Source organism: Simplicispira sp. GW247-4R2A (assembly GCF_059424465.1).
Genome location: NZ_JBWKZM010000005.1, coordinates 144,432 through 167,397 on the forward strand (window position 1 = coordinate 144,432; position 22,966 = coordinate 167,397).

The following is a 22,966-nucleotide window of genomic DNA, read 5'->3' on the forward strand; positions in this document are numbered from 1 at the left end:
CCACAAGGAACGCCATGAACGCCTCCGCCTCCACCACCACCTCGCGCCCCTTCACCCTGCCCACGCCCCTGGCGGCGCTCACCGGGCGGCTGCCCGCGTACCCGGGCTCGCTCTTGCTGGTGACGGCGCTCAACCTGGGCGTCGCGCGCCAAATTCCAAGCGATGTGGGCGAGATGCTGCGCGGCAAGCGCCTGCGCATCCAGGTGCGCGATGCCCGTGTCACTTTGGATTTCACCTGGACCGGCAACGCCTTCGCCGCCCGGCCGCGCCAGCGCGAGACCGACCTGTGCATCGCGGCCTCCGCGCACGACTTTCTGCTGCTGGCGCAGCGCCAGCAAGACCCGGACACGCTGTTCTTCAACCGCCGCTTGGTCATGGAAGGCGACACCGAACTGGGCCTGGTGGTGAAAAACACGCTCGACGCGCTGGACCTGCCGGTGCTCGACCTGCAGCAGTGGGCGCCGCGCCATGTGCTCTCGCGCCTCGCCGCCCTGCGCCCCGGCGCACGCCCTGCCGACCCGCTCACCCCCAGTACCCAGCCATGAACAGCGACCACACTGTGTTGCCCCTGGTCTATTCCTGCTCGGGGTGTTCCAGCGCCGCGCAGCTGGCCAACCACGTCGCCCTGCGCCTGGACCGTGCCGGCGTGGCCGAGATGTCGTGCATTGCCGGTGTCGGCGGCGACGTACCCAACCTGGTACGCACCGCGCACTCGGGCCGCCCCATCATTGCGCTCGACGGCTGCCCGCTCAACTGCGTGCAAGGGTGCCTGGCGCGCCATGGCATCACCGCCGAACGGCATTACCAATTGCAGCAGTACGGCGTGAAAAAGCGCCGCCACGAAGATTTCGACCCCGCACAGGCGAGCGCTGTGCTGGCACAGGTGCAGGCCGACCTGCTGGCGCACCCGCTGGCGGCCACCCCGCGCAACAACGACGCGGCGAACCAGGCCGCCGGAGGCGGCCAAGCCCTGCGATTGGCATAAGGCCATGCCGAACAAGTCCCTCACGCGCCGCGCATCCGTGCTTCGGGCGGTCTGCGGCGTTGCGAATCCTCGCCATAGCTGCGGCTATGGCTGCGGTTTGCGCCTTGCCTCCCATCCCGAGGCACGGCGCGCGCCATCGCGGTGACGTATTCAGCATTGCCCTAAGCTTGCCCACCATGAACCCTCCCAGCGCAGCGCAACGCATCATCGTCGGCATCTCGGGCGCCAGCGGCGCGGTGTATGGCGTGCGCCTGCTGCAGGCGCTGCGCGAATGCCCCGGCGTCGAATTGCATTTGGTGGTCTCGGACGCCGGCTGGCGCACGCTGCGCCACGAACTGGGCCTGGAGCGCCCCGCCGTCGAAGCCCTGGCACACCAGGCGCACGACGCACGCGACGTGGGCGCCAGCATTGCCAGCGGCTCGTTTCAGTGCACCGGCATGGTGGTGGCGCCCTGCTCGATGCGCACGCTGGCCTCGGTGGCGCACAGCCTGTCGGACAACCTGCTCACGCGCGCCGCCGACGTGGTGCTGAAAGAACGCCGCCGCCTGATCCTGATGGCGCGCGAGACCCCCCTGCACCTGGGCCATCTGCGCAACATGGTCAGCGTGACCGAAATGGGCGCCATCGTCTGCCCGCCCATGCCCGCCTTCTACCTGCGCCCGCACAGCGTGGCCGACATCGTGGATGCCAGCGTGGCGCGGGTGCTGGATCTGCTGGGGGTGCCGCATGCGCTGGCGACCCGGTGGAACGGGGAGACGGCAAGGGAAGCCGATGCCCCGGTAGGGCCACAATAAGGGCGGCGATCGCGGCCCGGCACACCGATGGGCCTTGGCACACGTAGCCAGGCCCAGAAACGCTATTAAACTAGTAGCTTGCAGCGCAATACCCATAAGCGGTAGAGCCTGTTTTCATTCAAAATTCAGCGCCATGCCCAGCCACGACCTCCGCAGCTTCCTCACCCAGCTCGAACAGACCAGCGAGCTGCGCCGCATCACCGAGCCCGTCTCGCCGCACCTGGAGATGACGGCCCTGTGCGACCGGGTGCTGCGCGCGGGCGGCCCGGCCCTGCTGTTTGAAAACCCCACGGGCCACAGCATGCCCGTGCTGGCCAACCTGTTTGGCACGCCCGAGCGCGTGGCGCGCGCCATGGGAGTGGAGAGCATCGCCGGCCTGCGCCCCTTTGGCGAGCTGCTGGCGTCGCTCAAGGAGCCCGAGGCGCCCAAGGGTTTCAAGGAGATGGTGGGCATGAGCAGCCTGCTCAAAACCCTGTGGAACATGGCGCCCAAGGAGCGCAGCAACCCACCCTGCCAGGAGCTGGTGTGGGAAGGACAGGACGTGGACCTGGCGCGCCTGCCCATTCAGCACTGCTGGCCAGACGACGTGGCGCCGCTCATCACCTGGGGCCTGGTCATCACGCGCGGGCCGCACAAAGCGCGGCAGAACCTGGGCATCTACCGCCAGCAGGTATTGGGCCGCAACCAGCTCATCATGCGCTGGCTGGCGCACCGCGGCGGCGCGCTCGATTTTGCCGAGCACTGCCGCCTGCACCCCGGCGAGCCCTACCCGGTGGCCGTCGCCATTGGCGCGGACCCGGCGACCATCCTCGGTGCGGTCACGCCCGTGCCCGACAGCCTTTCTGAATACCAGTTCGCCGGCCTGCTGCGCGGCGCGCGCACCGAAGTGGCGAAGGCGCTGGGGGTACCACTGTCTGTTCCCGCGCACGCCGAGATCGTGCTGGAGGGCCATATCTACCCCGATGCCGCGCACGCCAGCGGCTGGCAGCACGCGCTGGAAGGCCCGTACGGCGACCACACCGGCTACTACAACGAGCGCGCCGAGTTCCCGGTGTTCACCGTGGACCGCATCACCTTGCGCAAGGACGCCCTCTACCACTCCACCTACACCGGCAAGCCACCGGATGAACCGGCGGTGCTGGGCGTCGCGCTCAACGAGCTGTTCATTCCGCTGTTGCAGCGCCAGTTCCCGGAGATCGTCGATTTCTATTTGCCACTCGAGGGCTGCAGTTACCGCATGGCGCTGGTGCGTATCAAGAAGGCCTACCCCGGCCACGCGCGGCGCGTGATGATGGGCGTGTGGAGCCATCTGCGCCAGTTCATGTACACCAAGTTCATCGTGGTGGTGGACGACGATGTGGACGTGCGCCATTGGAAGGACGTGGTGTGGGCCATGACCACACGCATGGACCCGGTACGCGACACCATGCTCATCGAGCACACGCCCATCGACTACCTCGACTTCGCCTCGCCGGTCAGCGGCCTGGGCAGCAAGATGGGCATGGACGCCACGAACAAGTGGCCGGGCGAGACGCAGCGCGAATGGGGCCGCACCATCGCCATGGACGCCGATGTGGCGGCGCGCATGGACGCGCTGGCTCAAACGCTGGGGCTTTGAGCGCCAGGCTCTGAAACGGCAGCCGATACCGGCCGCGCCGCCGGCACGAACGCATCCGAGAAGCATGCCCCCTCGGCGAGCCCCTGCGCCAGGAAGGCCGGCACCGCGGCCTCCACCATGCGCACCGAGCCACACAGGTAGACCTCGTGGCCGCTCAGATCGGGGAAATCGTCCAGCATGGCTTCGTGGACCAGGCCAATGCGCCCCTCCCAGCCGTCGCCCGGCACAGGTTCCGACACCACGGGCACGACACTGAAGTTGCTGTGCTCGCGCTGCCACGCTTCGCACAGCGAGAGCAGGTACAGATCCTTGCGGTCGCGCACACCCCAGTACAGACGCATGGGCCGGGTGATACCGCGCGCAAAGGCGTCTTCCAGAATGCTCTTGATGGGCGCAAAACCCGTGGCGCCGGCGATGAAGAGAATGGGCTCGGTGCCGTCCCGCAGCGTGAACTGGCCGCGCGGGCCTTCAAAGGTGACGGTATCGCCCACCTGCATGCCGTCGAACACATGGGTGGTGAAACGCCCGCCCGGCACCAGGCGCACGTGCAATTCGATGAGCGCATTGTTCTGGGGGGGATTGGCAAACGAGAAGGCGCGGCGCTGGCCATCTTCCAGCACGATGTCGATGTACTGGCCCGCCTCGAAGGGCAATCGCTCGGCGCCGGGCAGCTCCAGCCGAAGGCGCATCACATCGTCGGCCAGATGCTCCATGTGCACAACGCGTGCCTCGTACTGCGGCACTTCGGCCGCACTGGCGCCGGTGAAGCCATCGACCGCGATCACCACATCGCCATTGGGCACGGCGCAGCACATCAGCGCCAGTCCACGCGCCAGTTGGGCGTCCGACAGCGCCGTCTTCTGGTAGGGGCGGTGCTCCACCGTGCCCTGCTCCATGCTGCACAGGCACAGGCCGCAAGCGCCATTGCGGCACTCGTAAGGCAGAGCGAGACCGTCGCGCAGGCCGGCGTCCAGCAGCGTCTCCCCAGGGCGCAAGGTGAACTCGGCAGCGCTGCCATCTTCGCCGCGCACCGTGGCATGCAAGGTGCCCTGGCCTTTGCGGCGCGGCTGGGGCCACAGCGGCAGTAGCAGCAGCACCAGCGTGGCGCCCGACACCAGCGCCCACACCTTGCCTAGCGGCCACTGGCTGATCAAGGGGTAGATCGCCAGCAGGAACCAGTCGAGCTTGACGCTCATGACCGCCCTGGCCAGATCGGCCGCGCCGCCCTGGCTGTCCACCGGCGCCACCAGTGCCATGACCAGGAAGGTCAGCACCAGGCCAATGACGATCGGGCGTGGCGGCGTGGTGCGCGCCTTGGGCACGCGCTGCACGTGGATCCACATCAGCAGCAGCACCACCAGCGGCAAGCCGATATGCAAGAAGGACAGCAGCGAGAAAAAGCGGTCACTGACGCTGTCGGCGTAGACGAAATTGCGCATCAGCGTGCCGCTGAAGGGCGGCAGCCAGTCAAGCCACTCGAAGCTGGAGACGGTCACGTACTGCGCCAGCGTGTCCCAGGGCAGCATGTAGCCGTTGGCACCCGAGGCGTAGACCAGCCAGATCAGCGCCACCCCGGTGACCCAGGAAAACCAGCGGAAGCCGTGGAACAGGTTGAACGCAAAGTAGCGCAGCATGTGCAGCACCATGGTGAGCACCATGGCGTCGGACGCGTAGCGGTGCACGCTGCGCAGGATGCCGCCCAGCCACCACTGGCCGTGCGTGAGCGACTGCACCGAGTCGTGGGCGCCCGAAACGCCGGTCTCGAAGAACGCGTACAGGTACAAGCCGCTGCCGCCCACGATCCAGAACAGGAAGAAGGTGATGGAACCAAGGTGGTACAGCGGGTTGATACGGTCGCCAAAAGCACGGTTGAACAGCGCCTCGACGCGCATGAAGAGCCACTGCAGGGCCGCCTGGAACACTTTCATGAAGAGACCACCATTTCGCTGCCATCGGCCTGCGCGGCGCCTGTCCGCATCGCCCGGACGGCCACCACAATGAACAACACCCCACCCACGATGGCCACCAGCCCACCCAGCCCCATCAGCGCCATGCCGGCCACCTCGCCGCTAGAGCGCAGCACCTGCTCGGCGCCCGCCACCTTGCGCTGCACGCCGTAGCCACCGGACCACACCAGACCGATGATGTGCATCAGCTGCCCCAGGCCGTAAACCCAGGGCTGCGCCACTGCGAGCCGCCCTTGCGGCGCGGCATAGCCGAGCGCCGGCAGCAAGTGGTAGACCAGCCCCATCAGCGCCAGCGTCACGCCGACGATGCAGCCGTGGTAGTGCGCCGGGATGCGCACGTTGCTGCCGCTGATGAAGATACCGATCACCCCCCCAGCGCCAAACAGCAGGATGGACGCCAGCACCGCCGCACGCAGCGGGTTTTGCGTGGCATGCGAGAGCGGCTGGCGGTACAAGGCCACCACCACCGCCAGCGCGACCGGGACGATGGCCGTGCCGCCGCCGGCGCGCATCGCCCAGGTGAGCAGCGCCCGGTGCTCGACCGAACTGATGTCATAGGCCAGGTAGGCCCAGGGCGTGACGAACACCCCTGCCAGCGCGAGTGCAAACATGAATACCGCCACACGCGGGCTCAGCAGCAGCCGCGCGCCGCAGGCGTTCGCCAGCCACAGCCATCCCACCAGCATGAGCAGCGTCCAGGTGAACTGCAGCACATGGCCACCACCCCAGAACAGGATTTCGTAATACGCCTTGCCGGGCAGTACCAAGGGCAATTTGGCCAACGACCAGCCAAAGGCCAGCAACGCCACCACCGTGGCCATAGCGGCAGCGTCCAGGCCAAAGCCGAGTGCGCCGCGCCCGCCAAACGCCACCCCGAGGCGCGGCGCCACCACAATGCTGCGCAGCGCGAGCACCCCCACGCCCAGGCCAAACACCACCAGACCGGCCAGGAACAGCGGCGAGTGCAGCACCGGGATGTAATTGGCCATGATGGGCTCGCCCCCATTCAGGAAGGGCGCGACCGCCATCGCCAAGGTGCCGGCCGCACAGGTCCACAGCGCGGCCCAGCCCCAGCGCAGCCCGCGCGGGCTGCCGTGCAGGCTCCAGAGCAGGCCCGCCATGGCCATGAACCACACCAGCACCGAGAGATCCACGTGCAGCACCAGCGAGGTATGAAAGAAGTCTGCCGCTGGCAGCAGTCGGTTCACCCCCGGCGTGCGCGAGAGGACCAGCAAGATGGAAAACAGGCCCGAGCCCACCAAGGCCGACACGCCGAGGCAGAGCCAACTGCGCGCCAGAGCACGGCGCGCGTCCTGTGGGACAGCCAGCGAATAGTCGGCCGCCACACGAGCTGGTACAGGGCGCGCAGAAGGCGCCCCAGTGGACACCAAAGAAGAAGGGGCCAAGGCGCTCATAGCAGGACGATGCCTCCGCGTTCCGCATCGAAGTCGATCACCAGCACCTGGGCGGGCTTGAGGTCAACAGTGGCTTCGTGCTGGTAGTTGAATCCACTGGTTGCCGTGGTATCGCGCAGGCGCACGGTGATGCGGTGCGTGCCCGAGCGCACTTCCAGGCGCTTGTACACGGTAGAGGCGCCGTCGCGCGAAAGCCCGGACGGCGCAGCCGTGTAGCGGTAGGCGGTTGCGCCGTCGATGTCGAGCTCCACCGTCACGGGCGCGCGCTCACGCTCGCATTTGAGCGGCGCACGCATGTTGGGCGCCAATTTCGCGAGCTCCGCCGCCGTGTAAGGGCGGCACTCTGCGATGCGCTTGCCGTGGTGGACGAAACTGAGCTTGATCAGCGCCTCATCCGCGGCAAGCGGGGCATACGCCGGCCAGTGCGAAAAAACGCCGATCAACAGCGCAAAACCGCCGTACAGCAGCGCCTGGCCTGCCAGGACGAAAACGCGATTCATGCAAAAAACTCCAAGGAAACAAAAGGTTCTGCCGCACGCGCGCGCAGGGCTGTCAATGCCGCCGCGAGTGCCGCCTCATCACCGGCATCGGCCGCAACCAGCGACCACGCCTGCCGCGGCACACCGGCGCGCAGGCGCGGCTCGCGCTGGCCGAGCAGGCGTTCGCGCGTCCAGCGCTCGCCCAGACGGAAAGCGCAGCCACCCTCGCGACACGTCGCAATCAGGACGCCATTGGCTCCAGCGCGCAACGCGTACTCAACGAAAGACGGCGGCAGCAGACCGGTGCACACCAGCGGCAGCACCAGCACGCCCTGCGCAGCAAGCGCATCGAGCTGCACGCCCTGCGCACAGCCAAACACCACGTAGCGTTCGGGCCCGGGCAAGGCGGCCAGGCCGGTGAGCATCTGCTGGCGCAACGCATCGATGGGCCACTGCGGCATGTCGATGCCTGTTTGCAGCACCTGTGCGCTGCGAAACGGCGTGGACGACGGGCAGGAACCCACGCAAATACCGCAACTGGCGCACAGGTCGCTGCGCACCTGCGCCAGTTCCATCCCCACGCGGCCGCTGGGGTGCGGCACCATGGTGATGGCGGCGTAGGGGCAGTCTTCGACGCAGCGGCGGCACCCACTGCAGTGGGCTGGGTCGACCTCGGCCACCAATTGCGCCAGCGCGATCGGGCGCCAAGCGGTGTGTGACGTTGCGGGCGAGCGCACCTGCGCCTCCTGCGGACGGCCCTCAGGCACCGCAGCGCGCCGCCGAAAGCCGAGCCAGGGCAGCGCCAGCAACAAAGCCAGCGTGGCACCCAGCAAGCCCCAGACCAGCGCGGCGGAGGTGGCGGCGGTGAGCGGATGGATAAACAGCAGCAACCAGTCGTAGGCCAGCCCTGCGGGCACCGTACCCAGATCGGCAGGCCCCTGGCTGCGCACGGGCACAACGGCGGCCAGCACCAGCAGGGCAAGCACGCTCCCAATGGTCAGCGCACGCGGCGGAAAGACCGCCGGGCGGCTGATGCGCTGGACATGGAACCACAGACCGAACACCAGCAGCAGCGGCACGCCCAAGTGCACGAAGACAAACAGCGAGAACAATCGGTCGTTCAACTGGGTGCCACCTAGAAAGTTGCGCGAAAGTGGCGAGGCCAGACCCGGTAGTGCATCGAGCCACTCGGCCGTCGCGGTCGCGGAAAACTGGCCCAGGCGGTCCCAGTTAAGCCAGAAACCGCCGATGGCACAGACAAACATCAGCGGCAGCAGTGGCACGCCCGTCAACCAGGAAGGCGCGCGAAAGCTGCGGAACCGCCCCAGCATCCATTCCCGCACAACGTGGGCCAGCACCACGACCACCATGGCATCTGCGCTGTAGCGGTGCAAGCCACGCAGAAGACTCCCCCATTGCCGGGGTTCGCGCGAGAGCATGTCGATGGACGGGTAGGCGCCACTGGCCGAAGTGTCGAGCACCGCATAGAGCACGGCGCCACTGCCCACGAGCAGCCACAGCAACCAGAACCCCAGAGCCCCCAGGTGCTTGAGTGGATTGCCGCTGGTGCCTGCCAGCGCGTCGAAGCCGTGCTCCAGTGCGCGCCACAGCCGCGCCGGCGCGCTGGGGACCGGCACGATAGGGAGCAGGCTGGATGAAACGGTCATTCGCCCGTATCTCAAGCGCGGCGCGGGCGCGCAGGCGGGCGCTGGCGGGCACTGCGGCGGCTCGCGCGCCACTCGTTGAAGAAGAACACCATCATGACGACAAAGAACGTCAGACCGCCGGCAATCTGTATCGGCAAGGTGTAGTCCACGCGGTAGTTGCCAGTTTTCGCGTCGTACACCGTACACACCAGGCGAACGCGCTCCCACAACCCCTCCAGCACGCGCTCTCGCGCTACTGGCGCACCTGCCAGCAGCAGCCGCAGCGGCTCGCCGAGATCGGCCGCATTCAACTGCTCGCCATAGATCTGCCGCACGATACGCCCTTGTGCGTCCACCAGACTCAGCTGGAGCACATGGTCAAAACCCGCCGTGGTCGGCTGGAACAAAAAACCGAAGTCGCGCGCCAGTGCCGGAACATCGGCAGCACGCGGGCTCAGAAACTCCCAATTGCCAGACCCGATGTTGAACTTTGCGGCAAAGGCCTTGAGCGCCTGGGGCGAATCCTCAGGCTGGTTAAAGCCAATGCTCACGACATTGAACTGCCCGGGGCCCACGCTCTTTTCCAGCGCCTGTACCGCCTGTTGCAGCGCACGCGTCGTGCCGGGGCAGATCTGAAAGCACCCGGTATAGATAAAGCTCACCAGGAGCGGCTTGCCCCGGTAGCCCGAGAGAGCAACCGTGCGGCCATTGCGGTCGCGAAACAGGTGCTCGCCCAGCTCTCGTCCGACGGCGTCCTGGCTGGCACGCAAGGCGAGGCGGACATCGAAACCGTGCGCCGACCCGGGCGGCACGGCCTCTTGCGCCTGCACAGGAAGCGACAGCGCCGCACCGCACCCCATCGCCCACGCCAGCAGCAGCGCAGCAAGTGAGGGACGACAGCGCATGGGCAACTCTCGTTCAGCGGACCAGGCCGTCGATGCAAGCTGCCACCAGCAGGGTGCTCAGTTGGATCAGGGAGGCAAAAAATGCCGACATCGCATGCGGCCGCGTCACTTCACGCGCCAGCACCCAGGCCTTGTGCACGAAGTGCAGTCCACCACCCAACGCCCCGACGGCATACACCGGCCCCGCACCCCAGAACACGGGCAGAAGAGAGGCCACCAGGAGCGCCACCGTACTGGCCAGCACGATGCGCGCAGCGCGCTCGTTGCCGACCACCACCGGCAGCATGGGAACGCCCGCCTGCGCATAGTCCGCCCGATTGGCAATAGCCAAAGACCAGAAATGCGGCGGGGTCCACAAAAAGAGCACCAGGGCCAGCAGCAAGGGAAGCGGCCCGAGCGTGGGATTGACGGCCGCTGCGCCCGCCAGCACGGCGAAGCTGCCAGCCAGGCCGCCGACGACAATGTTCAGGGCACTTCGGCGCTTGAGCCACACGGTATAGACAAAGGCGTAGAAGAAGGCGCCCAGGAACACATACACCGCCGCCGCGCCATTGAGCACCAGCCAGGCAGCGGCCACCGCACCCACCAGCATGGCGCCCATCAGCACCAGCCAGGCCGGGTGGTGCGGCAGTGCGCCGGTGACAAAGGCCCGCCGGCGGGTGCGCGCCATGAGCTGGTCGCTCTCGTGCTCGACGTACTGGTTGAAAGCGCCGGCGCTGGCCGACGCGACCAGCACCGACAGGGCCAGCACCAGGACTTGCAGCCAGCTCGGCGCCGGGCCTGGCGTCACCACCATGCCCACCAGGGCGGTGACCATGATGAGCGAGCCGATACGCAGCTTGAACAGCGAGATCACGTCGCGGGTGCGTTGCACAGCCAGGCTGCGCGCGGGGTGGAGCGTGTCGGTGTGCATGGCTTGCCTCCGTTTCAGGACAGGCCCCACAGCTGTGCGAGGTACTTCCAGTTGATGAAGTAGTACAGGACAAAGGCCACCAGGAACACCATCGCCAGCACAAAGGTGCCGGGCGCCGTGAAACCGGCCGAGCCGTAGGTCTGCGCAGTTGCCGTCGGTGCAGTGGGCGGAATCGGCGTAAAGCGAGGGCTGACCACGCCCTGGTCAAGCTTCTTGCCCCACAGCAGCGAACCGACCGTGATGTAGATGAACAGCGCCCCGCCCGTGATGGCCGCAATGCCGCCAATGCCGACCAGACCCATCATCAGGTAGGCCGCTCCCGGCCATTCGTAGGCCAGCGCAGCGCCAGAGAACGCCATGTCCCAGTGCCGCCGCGAGACGCCCAGGGTGCCGGCGCCCATCATCACCAGGCAGAAGAAGTACATCGAGAAACCGAACAGGTAAGGCTGAATCTTGGCCAAACCCGGCGCAATCGTCTCGCGCTTGAACAGCACCGGAATCAGGAAGTACGTCAGCGCCATGAACGACAGCGTGGTGCCAATCACCACCGTAGCGTGGAAGTGGCCCGGCACGTAGATGGTGTTGTGGATGAGGAGGTTGAGCTGCTCGGTACCCATCATGACCCCCGAAATACCACCCAGGAAGCCAAAGCCAATGATGGAGATGAACACCCCGGAGAAAGTCGGGTTGCCCCACGGCGCCTTGCGCAGCCACTCGAACAATCCCTTGTTGTAGCCCTTGGCGCGCTGCGCCACTTCCATGGCCCCCGGAACCGTCAAGCCGTGGATCATCGAAGCCAGCACGGCAAAGTACATGAAGTAGCTGGTGTTGACCACTTTCCACTCGGTGCTCACACCGGGGTCGGCCAGCAAGTGGTGGGCACTGGCAAGCTGCAGGAAGAAGATGTAGAGCAGGAAAGCGCCACGGCTCACCCGCTCGGACATCGGCTTGGCGCCGAACACCACGGCGGCCACCATGTACCAGATCGAGATATGCGCCGCCACGTTGATCTGCTGCGACGAGTGGCCAAAGGCCCACCAGATGGTGCGGTAGATCAGCGGATCGACTTCCTTGATGAGCCCGATCGACAGGAAGAACGTCGGGATCAGGATGATGGCGCCGGAGACGATGGTGAACACCGCAATGATGGCCGCGACGATGGCGCCAAAGGTCACCAGGGGCACCGAGCCCTGGTAGGTCTTGTCGCGCTTGGCGACCACCAGGGTGCCAAAGAACACGAAGCAGGCAATCAGCGCGCCGACGGCAAAGAGGATCAGGCCCAGGTAGAACCAGGGCGTGGCCATCATCGGCACGTAGGACGTCATCATCACGCTGGAGTTGCCACGGAACACATCGATGTTGTTCATGACGGCGCCGATCAGCATCAGCGCGTAGGCCAGCCAGGCGATTCTTGGCGTGGCGATCCGGCATCGCAGCAGCGTCGACGAGCAAAAGTACAGCACAGCGACTTCAAAGAAGATCATCCAGAAGATGAGCATGTTGATGCCGTGCGCGGTAAGCACCGTGTAGAAGGTGTCGGCAGCCAGCCAGTGCACAGCAGGCCAGCGGGTCAGCACCACGCCAATGGCGAGGATGCCGCCAACGAGCAGCGCGACGACAGCCGTCACCGCGTTGAACTTCATCAAAAGCTCGGCATTGCGTTCGAATTGCAGGCCCGAGCGCGGGCAGGTGCGGTAGGTAGTGGCGCTGGCAGACAGCGCGGCAGAAGTTGCAGCCATGGTGTTGTGCTCCTGCTATTTCACGTAGAGGCGTCCCACCATCGTGTGGTGGTTGATGCCGCAATATTCGTTACACACAATCGAGAACTGGCCCGACTGGTTGGGCGTGATCTTGACCACGTGCTCGTACCCAGGCACCACCTGGATATTGATGTTGGTGGGCTGCAGCGAGAAGCCGTGGTTGTAGTCCATGGAAGTCAGGTGCAGCTTGTAGGTTTTGTCTTTCTCAAGCTCCAGAATGGGCCTCCAGGCCCAGAGGCGCGCGGTCAGGTAGATGTCGCTGCCCACGGGCGGATGCACCACCGGAATTTTCTCGTCGGTTTCGGTGCGCACGGTGTATTTGTCCACCATGGCCTGTGCCTTGGCGGCGAATTTGTCCGGCGTGGTTTTGTAGGTTTCCGTGGAGAGGTTCTGCTTGCCGTAGACATGCCAGAACACCATCATGAGGAACATGACCATGCACCAGGCAAAGGCAATGGCGATCCAGACGGCTTCAACGCGATCAAGCGGGTGTTTCCACCAAAGCCGCTCTGCTGGGGGAAGAATGGCACTCATATGCGGTTCTCCCTCACTTGGCCACGGGGATGGTCAAGATATCGATCACCCCCCAGAGTGAATACACGATCATCGGGACCATCACCCCGATGAACAGAAGCAGAAAGGGGTTATCGAGCAGTTGCTGAAGCATCGGCACCTTCTCGTTCTCGTCGTCATGGTGTTCCATGTTGTCTCCTCGGTTACCAAAAGGTGCAAACCATTTTCCGGTTTGAAATCAGCATAGGCTTGATTTGCAACAAGGTCCATAGGCGCCCGCACTAGTGGTAAACACCTGGAAGTCCGCTCAAGCTGCGTGGTTTTGAACAAAATCGGTGCCGCCAAAAGCAATGCTCCTACCTCCCTTGCCCCCTTCTACCGATCCCTTTGGGCGCCGGCGCACGCTTTTGCAGCGCGCCGCCTGGCTGTGCGCGCTGCTCGTGCTGGTGGTGACGGGTTTGAGCGCCTTTTTGCGCCAGAGCAGTGCCGGGCTGGACTGCACGCCATGGCCGGCATGCCATGCCCGCGCAGCCCGCGCCGAGGCGGCGCGCGCACCGCCCAGCGCTGCCGAGCACTCGGCACGCGCCGTGCACCGCGCCGTGGCCTCGTCGCTGCTGCTTCTGTTGGCGGCCATGGCGGCCTTCGCCTGGCGGCGCAGCTTGCGCCTGGCCGCCGAGGGGCGCGTCGTCCTGGTTGCGCTTGGCTTGGTTCTGTTTCTTGCCGTACTCGGCCCCTTCACCGCCAACGCGCGTGCGCCGGCGGTGACGCTGGGCAACCTGTTGGGCGGCCTGCTGCTGTTTGCCGCATGTGTGCGATTGGCGGTGCCACCAGGCGCCATGGGCGAGCAGCAGCGCCAACGCCTGCACCTTTGGTCCGTGGTGGCAGGGCTCGTCCTGCTGCTGCAGATCGGCCTGGGCGCACTGGTGAGCGCGGGCTATGCAGGCCTGAGTTGCCCGCAGCTCTCCAGTTGCCGCCCCGGCGCGGATGGCTGGACGGCACTCAAGCTTTGGCTCCCTCCCGGCGAAGGGGCTGGAATGCCGCATTACGCCGCGGGGATGGGCGTGCATCTGCTGCACCGTTTGGCCACGCTGGCCACGCTGGCCGCGCTGGGGATACTGGCGCTCTCGGCCTGGCAGGCCAAGCGACGGCGCGAGGCGGCTTTGCTCATGGCTCTGGCAGCGCTGCAAGTCGAGCTTGGCGTGACGCTGGTGCTCGCCCAATTGCCCCTGGCCGCCGCCCTGGCGCACAACCTGCTGGCCGCCCTGCTGCTGGGAACCGTGGCAGCGCTCGCCGCCCGCAGCGCCCCGCTGTCGCCTCGGTTGTGACGCGGCGCTGCCGCGCTGCCCACAATCGCGCATGGACTTCGCACCTTCTCCCCGCGCGCAGGAAATGCTGCAGCGCTTGAATGCTTTTCTGGAGCGCTACCTGCTGCCGCACAACGCTGCCTGGCACGCGGCGGCGCAGGCCGGTCAGTTCCCGCCGCCATTTTTGGAAGACCTGAAGGCGCTGGCGCGCGAAGAAGGTTTGTGGAATTTGTTCCTGCCCGGCTTGCAGGAGGATGAACCCGGCACGCGCCTTGCCAACCTTGACTACGCACCGCTGGCCGAATCCATGGGCCGCCTGCCCTGGGCGGCCGAGGTTTTCAACTGCAGCGCGCCGGATACCGGCAACATCGAATTGCTGCACCGCTTTGCTTCGCCCGAGCAGCGCGCGCAATGGCTGGGGCCGCTGCTGAGCGGGCGCATTCGCTCGGCCTTTGCGATGAGCGAGCCCGACGTGGCGTCGTCCGACCCAACGAACCTGCAGACCACCGTGCGCCGCGATGGCGATGCGCTGCTCGTGAGCGGGCGCAAGTGGTTCATCACCGGCGCAGCACACCCGAACTGCCGCTTGCTGATCGTCATGTGCCGCAACGCCGACGACGGCGCAGAGGATGCAGGCACGCACCGCCGCCACAGCATGGTGCTGGTGCCGCTAGATGCGCCAGGCGTGCACATGGTGCGCAACATCCCCGTGCTGCACCACCACGCACCCGAGGGGCATTGCGAGATCCTCTTGCAGGACGTGCGCGTGCCCCCCAGCGCACTGCTCGGCGAGTGGGGCGCAGGCTTTGCCATGGCGCAGGCACGCCTGGGGCCTGGGCGGGTCCACCACTGCATGCGCACGATTGGGCAGTGCGAGCTCGCCTTGCAACTGGCGGCCGAACGCGCGCTGGAGCGCAAGATGTTTGGCAGCTACGAATCGGGCTTTGCCAATGTGCAGGACTGGCTGGCCGAGTCGCGCATCGAAATCGACCAGGCCCGCCTGCTGGTGCTGCACACCGCGTGGCGGCTGGACCAGGCAGACGCTGCGCAGGAGGCGCAGCTGCGGTCACAGATATCCGCCATCAAGGTGGTGGCCGCGCGCCTGCAAAGCCGCGTGGTGGACCGTGCCATGCAGGTGTTTGGCGCCATGGGCCTCTCGCCCGACACGCCGCTGGCCCAGTTCTGGACCTGGGGCCGCGCCCTGCACCTGATGGACGGGCCAGACGAAGTGCACCTGCGCACCGTGGCGCGCCACGAGCTGGCACAGGCACGCGACCGCATGGGCCAGGGCAGTGCCTGGTTCACCACGCCCGAACAGATGCGGGCGGCGCCGCGTGTGCGCTGAATACTATAATTTTAATAGCTTACAGCGCTTACTGCATAAGCGCTAGAGGCCAAAAACACCTAAACTTTTATCGGTTGAGCGAGCCGCTTGCGGCTCGCTTGCGCAGCACCGACTCGAGGGTGCGCTCAGCCGGGTCATTTCAGGGGTACCGTGGGATGGCGCGTGCAGGAATTTCCTTGCGAGTCCACCTGCCACCGCCCCTAAGCACCCTGTGGATTTTTTCCTGTCTTGCCAAAAAATCGACGGCACCGTAAGATAGTAATCAATTACTCACCTACAGAATGCCCCTGTGAACCCACGCGCCAAACCCTTGCCTGCGGACGAGCGCCGCGCCGCCACCGTGGAGGCGGTAGTGCAGCTCGCCGCCACGCAAAACCCCAGCGACATCACCACTGCAGCGATTGCCGGCCACATGCAGCTGACACAGGGGGCGCTGTTCCGGCACTTCCCCTCCAAGGAATCGATCCTGCAGGCCGTGATGGAGTGGGTAGCCGAGCAATTGTTGGCCCGTGTGGAGCAGGCTGCACAAGAGGCACCCTCGCCTCTGGCCGCGCTGGAAGCCATGTTTCTGGCGCACGCGGGCTTTGTCGCAGAGCACCCGGGTGTGCCACGCATGATGTTTGGCGAACTCCAGCGCACCAGCGACAGCCTGCCACGGCGTATGGTGCGCACGCTGCTGGCGCGCTACGGTGAGCGCCTGCAGCAGCTCTTTGCGCACGGCAAGGCGGACGGTGAGATCGACCCCACCCTGGACCCCGAAGCCGCCGCCACGCTGTTCATCGGCACCATCCAAGGCCTGGTCATGCAGTCCATGCTGTCGGGCGACGTGGAGCGAATTCGCCGCGATGCGCCGCGCGTCTTTGCCATTTACCAGCGCGGCATCCGGAGCACGCCATGAGCCGACTTCCCCTGCAACGCCGCACCTTGGCCCTGCTGGCCGTGGTGGTGCCGCTCCTGGCCTTGTTCATCTACGTGGTGCTGCGCTCGGGGCCGCTCGCTCCCGTGGCCGTCACGGTGGCCACGGCCCGGCAGCGCGCCATCACGCCCGCCCTGTTCGGCATTGGCACGGTGGAAGCGCGCACCACCTACCACGTGGGTCCCACAGTAGCCGGGCGCGTGCTGCGCCTGTCGGTGGAAGTGGGCGAGCGCGTTAGCGCAGGCCAGGTGCTGGGCGAAATGGATGCGGTGGATTTTGACGAACGCCTGCACGCCCAGGCCGCCGCCGTGCAACGCGCCCAGGCCAGCCTGAAGGACGCGCAGGCCCGCCAGCAGCAGGCACAGACCCAGGCCACGCGCTACGCCGAGTTGCTGGCCGTGCGCGCCACCAGCGAAGAGACCGCCACCGCCCGCCAGCAAGACTTGGCTAGCGCCAACGCCGCTCTGGCGGGCAGCCAGGCCGAGGTGGCGCGCCTGCGCGCCGAGCTGGAAGCCCTGCGCACGCAGCGCGGCCAGCTGCGCCTGCGCGCCCCGGCGGACGCCCTGGTCACCGCCCGCCTGGCCGAGCCCGGCAGCACCGTGGTGCCGGGGCAAGCCGTCGTGGATCTGGTAGACCCGGCCAGCCTGTGGGTCAACGTGCGCTTTGACCAAACCAGTTCTGCGGGCCTGCGCGCCAGCCTGCCCGCGCAGGTGCTGCTGCGCTCGGACACCACGGCGCCACTGGCCGCACGCGTGCTGCGCGTTGAGCCCCTGGCCGATGCCGTGACCGAAGAGACGCTGGCCAAGGTGGTGCTGGCCACCCTGCCCACGCCCTTGCCGCCGCTGGGCACGCTGGCGGAAGTCACCATTACCCTGCCCGAACTCGCCGCCGCGCCCACCATTCCCAACGCCGCCCTGCGGCGCGTGGGCGGCAAGATGGGCGTATGGGAACTGGGCGCGGACGGCCTGCGCTTTGCCCCCCTGGTGCTGGGCCAGGCTGATCTGGACGGCCAGGTGCAGGTGCACAGCGGTTTGAAGGAAGGCGCGCGCATCGTTGTCTACAGCGAGAAAGAACTGAGCGCCCGCAGCAACACCCACGTGGTGGACCGCATCACCAAGGGGGCGCCGTGATCAGCCTGGCAGGCCGTGACATCCTCCATGCCTGGGGCAAGTTTGTCTTCACCGGCATTGGCCTGGGACTGCTGATCGGCGTCACGCTCACCATGGCCGGGGTGTACCGCGGCATGGTGGACGACGGGCGCGCGCTGCTGGACAACAGCGGCGCCGACATCTGGGTGGTGCAGCAAGGCACGCTGGGGCCGTACGCCGAGCCATCGAGCCTGAACGACAGCACCTGGCGCAGCCTGCGCGCGCTGCCCGGCGTGCAGGATGCCGCCAACGTGACCTACCTGACCATGCAGGTGCAGCGCCTGGCGGGCAACGCTGGGGCTGCGGGTACGGCAGGCGCGGCCAGTGCCGCCAGCGATGTGCGCGCCATGGTGGTCGGCATCGCACCGGGCGGCAGCGGCACACCCGGCTGGCCGCCCTATCTGGTGGCCGGGCGGCAGCTCACACGCAGCCACTACGAGGCGGTGGCCGACATCGCCAGCGGCATGGCGCTGGGCGAGCGTATCCAGATCCGGCGCAACGTGTACACCGTGGTAGGACTCACGCGGCGCATGGTGTCCTCTGGCGGCGACCCCATGGTGTTCATCCCGCTCAAGGATGCGCAGGCGGCGCAATTCCTGCGCGACAACGACGCGCTCTGGGAAAGCCGCCACCGCACGGCTGCCAACCCCGCCTTCAACCGGCCCGGCGTACCCGGCCTGCTCGACGCGGTGATGGCTTCGCAAAGCACCAACCCTTCGGTCAACGCTGTGCTGGTGCGCGTGCGCCCAGGCTACGACGCTGAGGATGTGGCGCAGGCGATCCGCCGCTGGCAGCGCCTCACGGCCACCACGCGCGCGCAGATGGAAGGCATCCTGATCGGCAAGCTCATTGCCACGTCGGCCAAGCAGATCGGCATGTTCCTGGCCATTCTGGCGCTGGTCAGCGCGGCCATCGTGGCCTTCATCATCTACACGCTCACGCTGGGCAAGATCCGCGAGATCGCGGTGCTCAAGCTCATCGGCACCAAGAACCGCACCATCGCCGGCATGATCGTGCAGCAGGCGCTGGGCCTGGGAATCATCGGCTTCGTGGTGGGCAAGATCTCTGCCACGCTGATGGCGCCCGCCTTCCCCAAATACGTGCTCCTGGTGCCGCAGGACACGGCTGCCGGGCTGGCCGCCATTCTGGTCATCTGTGTGCTGGCCAGCGGGGTGGCGATCCGCGCCGCGCTGCGCGTCGACCCAGCCGAAGCGGTAGGAGGTTAGATGCGACGACATCCCCCTGAGGCGCTGCGCGCCTTCCCCCTTCTCTCGGCTACGTCGGGAAGGGGGACGACGCCAGCGCGGCGGGGCGGCCCTTGCGCGGCGTCCGCTGGTTTTGGGCCGTGCCAGTTTGATACGTTGTGGCTGGCGCGAGGCGCCTTGGATGGCTGACATGGAACACGCAGGAATACGCATCGAAGGCGTGCGCAAGCGCTATGGGCAGGGTGACACCGCCGTGGACGCGCTCAAGGACGTCAACATGGTGGTGGCGCCAGGCGAGGTGGTGGGACTGATCGGGCCTTCGGGTTCGGGCAAGAGCACGCTGCTCAAATGCCTGGGCGCCGTGATCGAACCCAGCGCCGGGCGCATGACGCTGGGCGACGAAGTCATCTACGACAACGGCTGGAAGATTCGCGACCTGCGCGCGCTGCGGCGCGACCGCATCGGCTTCGTCTTCCAGGCGCCCTACCTGATTCCCTTTCTCGACGTGACCGACAACGTCGCCCTGCTGCCCATGCTGGCAGGCGTCCCCAACAAGCAGGCGCGAGCGCAGGCCCGCGAGTTGCTGGATGCGCTCGACGTGGGGCACCGTGCACGCGCCATGCCCGCGCAGCTGTCGGGCGGCGAACAGCAGCGCGTGGCCATTGCGCGCGGACTGGTCAACCGCCCGCCAGTGGTGCTGGCCGACGAACCCACGGCGCCACTCGACAGCACGCGCGCGCTGGCCGTGATCCGCATTCTCAACGACATGGCGCAGCGGTTCGAGACCGCCGTGATTGTGGTCACGCACGACGAGAAGATCATTCCGACCTTCAAGCGGATTTACCACATCCGCGACGGCGTGACGCACGAGGAAGCGGGCGAAGGACGCGCACCATGAATTTGCAACATCTCCCGGAGGCCACCCCTATGAATGCCCTGCTGCAACGCAATCCCTGGCTGCGCGGTGCCAGCGTGTTCGCTGTGCTCTTTGGCCTGCTGACCCTCAAGGAGGGCGGCACGGTGCTGTTTGGCGGCGCGGCCGGGCGCAGTGCGGCCGGGGCCTATGTGCCCTTTGTGCTCTGGTTCAACTTCGTCGCTGGTTTTGCCTACGTAGCGGCAGGCATTGCGCTGTGGCGGCGCCTGGGCTGGGCGGCGTGGCTGGCGCTGGGGATTGGGTTGGCCACGGCCCTGGTGTTTGCAGCCTTCGGAATCCATGTGCTGACGGGCGGCGCATTCGAAGTGCGCACCGTGGCGGCCATGGCACTGCGCACGGCCGTATGGCTGGGCATCGCCACCCTGGCCTGGCGCCTGCGGCCCGGCCGCGCTGCCCCACTGGAAACCGCGCCATGAACCATCTTTTGTTGCACGCTCTGCCAAGCAGGCGCCCTGCCCTCGCCATGCTGCTGGCCGCCCTGCTCGCGGGCTGCGCGGCGGGCCCCGATTACCAACCCCCGGCACCGTTGGCGGACAACGCCCTGCCGCAGCCCGCCGCAGCCGTGCGGAGCCGCGCCAGCGAGAGCGCTTTTGGCACGGCGCAGGCGTGGCGCACCGACATGGACCTGGAGGCGCCCTGGTGGCAGCAACTCGGCTCCCCCGGCCTGGACACGCTGGTCGCCGAGGCCCTGAAGGCCAGCCCGACGCTGTCGGCAGCGCAAGCGCAGCTGCGCCAGGCCGAAGAGCTGCAGGCGGCTCAGGAGCGTGCCACTCAGTTGCCGCGCGCCGACCTCGGTGCAGGCAGTGCCCGCCAGCACATCTCCCCCAGCGCGCAGGGCCTGCCCGGCGATGGGCGCACGTTCAGCCTGCACAGCGCCAGCGTCAGCGTGCAGTACCAGCTCGATGTGTCAGGCGGCAACCAGCGCGCCCTCCAGGCCCTGGCGGCGCGCACCGACTACCGCCGCTACCAGCTGGCAGGCGCCCGCCTCGACCTGGCCGCACGCATCGCCAGCACCGCCATCACCCAGGCACGGATCACCGCCCAGGCCGAAGCGCTGGAAGCCATCGCCAGCAACCAGGCGGCACAAACCGATATTGCCCAGGAACGCCTGCGCCTGGGCCAGGCCATGCCGGCGGACGTGCAGGCACTGCAGGCCGCGCTGGAGCAGACCCGCGCCTCCGCGCTGCTGCTGCGCAAGCAGGCGCTGCAAAGCGCCTACCTGCTCGCCCTGCTGGCCGGGCGCACACCAGGCGCCGAGCCGCTGCCCGCGTTCAGGCTGCAGAGTTTCACACTGCCCGCCGCGCTGCCGCAGGTGCTGCCGTCCGAACTGGTACGCCAGCGCCCTGATATTCAGGCAGCCGAAGCACTGGTGCGCGTGGCCAGCGCCGAGCATGGGGTGGCCGTGGCACGCCTGTACCCGCAAGTTCGGCTCAGCGCCAACCTGGGCAGTCAGGCGCTGACCACGGGCGCCCTGTTTGGTGGCGGCTCGGCCGTATGGGGCCTGATTGCCCAACTGACCCAGCCCCTGTTCGACCCGGCCCTGCCCGCGCAGCAGCGCGCGGCGCTGGCAGGCCTGGACGCCGCTGCCGCCCAGTACCAGGGCGTGGTGCTGGACGCGCTGCGCAGCGTGGCCGATGCCCTGCGCGCCACCGAGGCCGATGCGCAAGTGCTCGCCACGCTGGAGCGCGCCGATGCCGCCGCACAGGCCAGCCTGCAGACCACGCAGCAACAACTGGCGCTGGGCGCCACCAGCCACCTGCAATGGCTGGTGGCCCAGCAACAGGCCCTGCAACTGCGCAGCAGCCTGGTGGCCGCCCAGGCACAGCGCCTGGCCGACAGTGCGGCGCTGTTCCAGGCCGTGGGCGCGGGCTAGGCCGTCGACCGCCTGAATCACCCATCGCGCGCCCCTTGAAAACCTCGGCAATCGTCGCTAATTGACTATTTAACTATTTGCGCAAATAATACATTAACATCTTCGTACCGCGACCTCCGCGACTGCTCTCAAGAGAATGCCCATGACGCCTTCTTCCGCTCTCTCTTCCGCTCTCGCCCGGATCAGTGCCATCGCCTTGGCGCTGTCCTGCGTCTGGACCGCGCCCGCCCTTGCCGCCACCGATGCGCCCCTGGCGACTGCGCCTGCCCAGGCCGCAGGCAGCGCCCGTGCTGTCAGCTACGACGGCGTCGTAGAGGCCGTGCGCCAGACGCAAATTGCCGCCCAGGTGCCCGGCGCGGTGGTGGAACTGGCCGTGCACGCGGGCGACCGCGTCAGCGCCGGCCAGTTGCTGGTGCGCATCGATGCGCGCACAGCCGACCAGGACGCTGCCGCCAGCGCAGCCCAGGTGCAGGCCGGGCGAGCCAACCTGGCCGTGGCGCAGCGCGATTTCGAGCGCCAGCAACAACTGCACGCCAAAAAATACATCAGCGCGGCCGCACTGGAGCGCGCCGAGGGCCAGCTCAAAGCGGCGCGCGCGCAAGTGGATGCGCAAAGCGCTCAAGCGGGCGCCGCCCGCACGGGGGCGGGCCTGCACACAGTGCGCGCGCCCTACGCCGGCGTGGTGGCCGAGGTGCCGGTGCAGCTCGGTGACATGGCCATGCCGGGCCGGCCGCTGCTCACGCTCTACGACCCGTCGGCCCTGCGCATCACGGCTTCGGTGCCGCAGTCGGCTCTGGCCAACCTTGCCGGCGGCACAGTGGGCGCCGCCCAGGTGCGTATCGAACTGCCTGGCCTGCCCGCTGACCAGCAACCCCAGGCCACGCGCGTGCAACTGCTGCCCACGGTGGATGCCGGCACGCACACCCAGCAACTGCGCGCCGAGTTGCCCGCCCAGTTCACCCACGCCGTGCCCGGCATGTTTGCGCGCCTCTGGCTTGCAGCGGTGCCGGCCGATTCCAAAGCAGCCGATGCGCCCAAGGCGAGCGTCACCGTACCCCTCAAATCGGTCCTGCGCCGCGGCGAAATGACGGGTGTGTACGTGCCCGACGCCCAGGGCCGCCCGCTGCTGCGCCAGGTGCGCCTCGGTCCGGTCACCGGTGATCGCGTGGAAATTTTGAGCGGTGTGGCGCCCGGCGAAGCCGTGGTGCTGGACCCGCTGGCCGTCGGCAGTGCGCGCTAAGGGCAA

At 67.3% G+C, this 22,966-nt stretch carries 22 protein-coding genes; 13 read left to right on the top strand and 9 right to left on the bottom strand.

Features of this window, described 5'->3' with window-relative positions; genetic code table 11:
* Nucleotides 1–14 precede the first annotated feature (14 nt).
* The 4 genes from ubiT to ubiD all read left to right on the top strand — a co-directional run bounded on the left by ubiT (nucleotide 15) and on the right by ubiD (nucleotide 3,397).
* The gene (gene ubiT / locus AC07ZH_RS05755; RefSeq protein ID WP_495198912.1) at nucleotides 15–545 is read left to right on the top strand and encodes a ubiquinone anaerobic biosynthesis accessory factor UbiT; all 531 of its coding nucleotides are present in this window, start codon (nucleotides 15–17) and stop codon (nucleotides 543–545) included.
* Nucleotides 542–985, top strand: coding sequence for a putative zinc-binding protein (locus AC07ZH_RS05760; RefSeq protein ID WP_495198913.1), 444 nt, complete (start codon nucleotides 542–544; stop codon nucleotides 983–985). Before ubiT ends, AC07ZH_RS05760 begins: the two co-directional genes overlap by 4 nt.
* Before the next feature lie 176 nt (nucleotides 986–1,161).
* Nucleotides 1,162–1,779: a UbiX family flavin prenyltransferase gene (locus AC07ZH_RS05765; RefSeq protein WP_495198914.1), complete on the top strand. Its 618-nt coding sequence runs from the start codon at nucleotides 1,162–1,164 to the stop codon at nucleotides 1,777–1,779.
* A 133-nt stretch (nucleotides 1,780–1,912) separates the two neighbouring features.
* Complete coding sequence (gene ubiD, locus AC07ZH_RS05770) at nucleotides 1,913–3,397, top strand: 4-hydroxy-3-polyprenylbenzoate decarboxylase (protein ID WP_495198915.1); 1,485 nt, start codon at nucleotides 1,913–1,915, stop codon at nucleotides 3,395–3,397.
* On the opposite strand, the gene AC07ZH_RS05775 is transcribed toward ubiD, so the two are convergent.
* From AC07ZH_RS05775 to AC07ZH_RS05815, 9 genes are read right to left on the bottom strand one after another with little or no spacing between them, the layout of a single operon-like run.
* Nucleotides 3,379–5,325 carry an FAD-binding oxidoreductase gene (locus tag AC07ZH_RS05775; RefSeq protein ID WP_495198916.1) on the bottom strand — a complete coding sequence of 649 codons (1,947 nt, stop codon included), beginning with the start codon at nucleotides 5,323–5,325 and terminating at the stop codon, nucleotides 3,379–3,381. The two genes, ubiD and AC07ZH_RS05775, sit on opposite strands and share 19 nt — an antisense overlap.
* On the bottom strand, nucleotides 5,322–6,779 hold the full coding sequence (locus AC07ZH_RS05780; RefSeq protein ID WP_495198917.1) for a cbb3-type cytochrome c oxidase subunit I: 1,458 nt from the start codon (nucleotides 6,777–6,779) through the stop codon (nucleotides 5,322–5,324). The genes AC07ZH_RS05775 and AC07ZH_RS05780 overlap by 4 nt, the downstream gene beginning before the upstream one ends.
* Nucleotides 6,776–7,279, bottom strand: a complete 504-nt coding sequence (locus AC07ZH_RS05785) for a hypothetical protein (RefSeq protein WP_495198918.1) — start codon at nucleotides 7,277–7,279, stop codon at nucleotides 6,776–6,778. The genes AC07ZH_RS05780 and AC07ZH_RS05785 overlap by 4 nt, the downstream gene beginning before the upstream one ends.
* The gene (locus tag AC07ZH_RS05790) at nucleotides 7,276–8,925 is read right to left on the bottom strand and encodes a cytochrome b N-terminal domain-containing protein (RefSeq protein ID WP_495198919.1); all 1,650 of its coding nucleotides are present in this window, start codon (nucleotides 8,923–8,925) and stop codon (nucleotides 7,276–7,278) included. Before AC07ZH_RS05790 ends, AC07ZH_RS05785 begins: the two co-directional genes overlap by 4 nt.
* 11 nt (nucleotides 8,926–8,936) lie before the next feature.
* On the bottom strand, nucleotides 8,937–9,809 hold the full coding sequence (locus tag AC07ZH_RS05795; RefSeq protein ID WP_245960625.1) for an SCO family protein: 873 nt from the start codon (nucleotides 9,807–9,809) through the stop codon (nucleotides 8,937–8,939).
* A 13-nt stretch (nucleotides 9,810–9,822) separates the two neighbouring features.
* Nucleotides 9,823–10,722, bottom strand: coding sequence for a heme o synthase (cyoE, locus tag AC07ZH_RS05800; RefSeq protein WP_119109950.1), 900 nt, complete (start codon nucleotides 10,720–10,722; stop codon nucleotides 9,823–9,825).
* A 14-nt stretch (nucleotides 10,723–10,736) separates the two neighbouring features.
* Nucleotides 10,737–12,461 (bottom strand): cbb3-type cytochrome c oxidase subunit I, encoded by a 1,725-nt coding sequence (locus tag AC07ZH_RS05805; protein WP_495198920.1) that lies wholly within the window; start codon nucleotides 12,459–12,461, stop codon nucleotides 10,737–10,739.
* Nucleotides 12,462–12,476: 15 nt separating this feature from the next.
* The gene (locus AC07ZH_RS05810) at nucleotides 12,477–13,016 is read right to left on the bottom strand and encodes a cupredoxin domain-containing protein (protein ID WP_119109948.1); all 540 of its coding nucleotides are present in this window, start codon (nucleotides 13,014–13,016) and stop codon (nucleotides 12,477–12,479) included.
* Nucleotides 13,017–13,029: 13 nt separating this feature from the next.
* Nucleotides 13,030–13,185 (bottom strand): hypothetical protein, encoded by a 156-nt coding sequence (locus tag AC07ZH_RS05815; protein ID WP_199665472.1) that lies wholly within the window; start codon nucleotides 13,183–13,185, stop codon nucleotides 13,030–13,032.
* 175 nt (nucleotides 13,186–13,360) lie between these two features.
* Between AC07ZH_RS05815 and AC07ZH_RS05820 the strand changes: the two genes are divergently transcribed.
* The 9 genes from AC07ZH_RS05820 (at nucleotide 13,361) to AC07ZH_RS05860 (ending at nucleotide 22,960) form a co-directional block, all read left to right on the top strand.
* Entirely contained in the window at nucleotides 13,361–14,320 is a 960-nt protein-coding gene (locus AC07ZH_RS05820; protein WP_495198921.1) for a COX15/CtaA family protein, read from the top strand.
* A 31-nt stretch (nucleotides 14,321–14,351) separates the two neighbouring features.
* Complete coding sequence (locus AC07ZH_RS05825; protein ID WP_495198922.1) at nucleotides 14,352–15,644, top strand: acyl-CoA dehydrogenase family protein; 1,293 nt, start codon at nucleotides 14,352–14,354, stop codon at nucleotides 15,642–15,644.
* Between the two features lie 289 nt (nucleotides 15,645–15,933).
* The gene (locus tag AC07ZH_RS05830) at nucleotides 15,934–16,542 is read left to right on the top strand and encodes a TetR/AcrR family transcriptional regulator (RefSeq protein ID WP_495198923.1); all 609 of its coding nucleotides are present in this window, start codon (nucleotides 15,934–15,936) and stop codon (nucleotides 16,540–16,542) included.
* Entirely contained in the window at nucleotides 16,539–17,690 is a 1,152-nt protein-coding gene (locus tag AC07ZH_RS05835) for an efflux RND transporter periplasmic adaptor subunit (protein WP_495198924.1), read from the top strand. The genes AC07ZH_RS05830 and AC07ZH_RS05835 overlap by 4 nt, the downstream gene beginning before the upstream one ends.
* Nucleotides 17,687–18,934, top strand: a complete 1,248-nt coding sequence (locus AC07ZH_RS05840; protein ID WP_495198925.1) for an ABC transporter permease — start codon at nucleotides 17,687–17,689, stop codon at nucleotides 18,932–18,934. The genes AC07ZH_RS05835 and AC07ZH_RS05840 overlap by 4 nt, the downstream gene beginning before the upstream one ends.
* 169 nt (nucleotides 18,935–19,103) lie before the next feature.
* Complete coding sequence (locus AC07ZH_RS05845) at nucleotides 19,104–19,811, top strand: ABC transporter ATP-binding protein (protein ID WP_495198926.1); 708 nt, start codon at nucleotides 19,104–19,106, stop codon at nucleotides 19,809–19,811.
* A 29-nt stretch (nucleotides 19,812–19,840) separates the two neighbouring features.
* Nucleotides 19,841–20,263 carry a hypothetical protein gene (locus tag AC07ZH_RS05850; RefSeq protein WP_495198927.1) on the top strand — a complete coding sequence of 141 codons (423 nt, stop codon included), beginning with the start codon at nucleotides 19,841–19,843 and terminating at the stop codon, nucleotides 20,261–20,263.
* Complete coding sequence (locus AC07ZH_RS05855) at nucleotides 20,260–21,720, top strand: efflux transporter outer membrane subunit (RefSeq protein ID WP_495198928.1); 1,461 nt, start codon at nucleotides 20,260–20,262, stop codon at nucleotides 21,718–21,720. Before AC07ZH_RS05850 ends, AC07ZH_RS05855 begins: the two co-directional genes overlap by 4 nt.
* Nucleotides 21,721–21,862: 142 nt before the next feature.
* Complete coding sequence (locus tag AC07ZH_RS05860; protein ID WP_495198929.1) at nucleotides 21,863–22,960, top strand: efflux RND transporter periplasmic adaptor subunit; 1,098 nt, start codon at nucleotides 21,863–21,865, stop codon at nucleotides 22,958–22,960.
* Nucleotides 22,961–22,966: the final 6 nt, after the last annotated feature.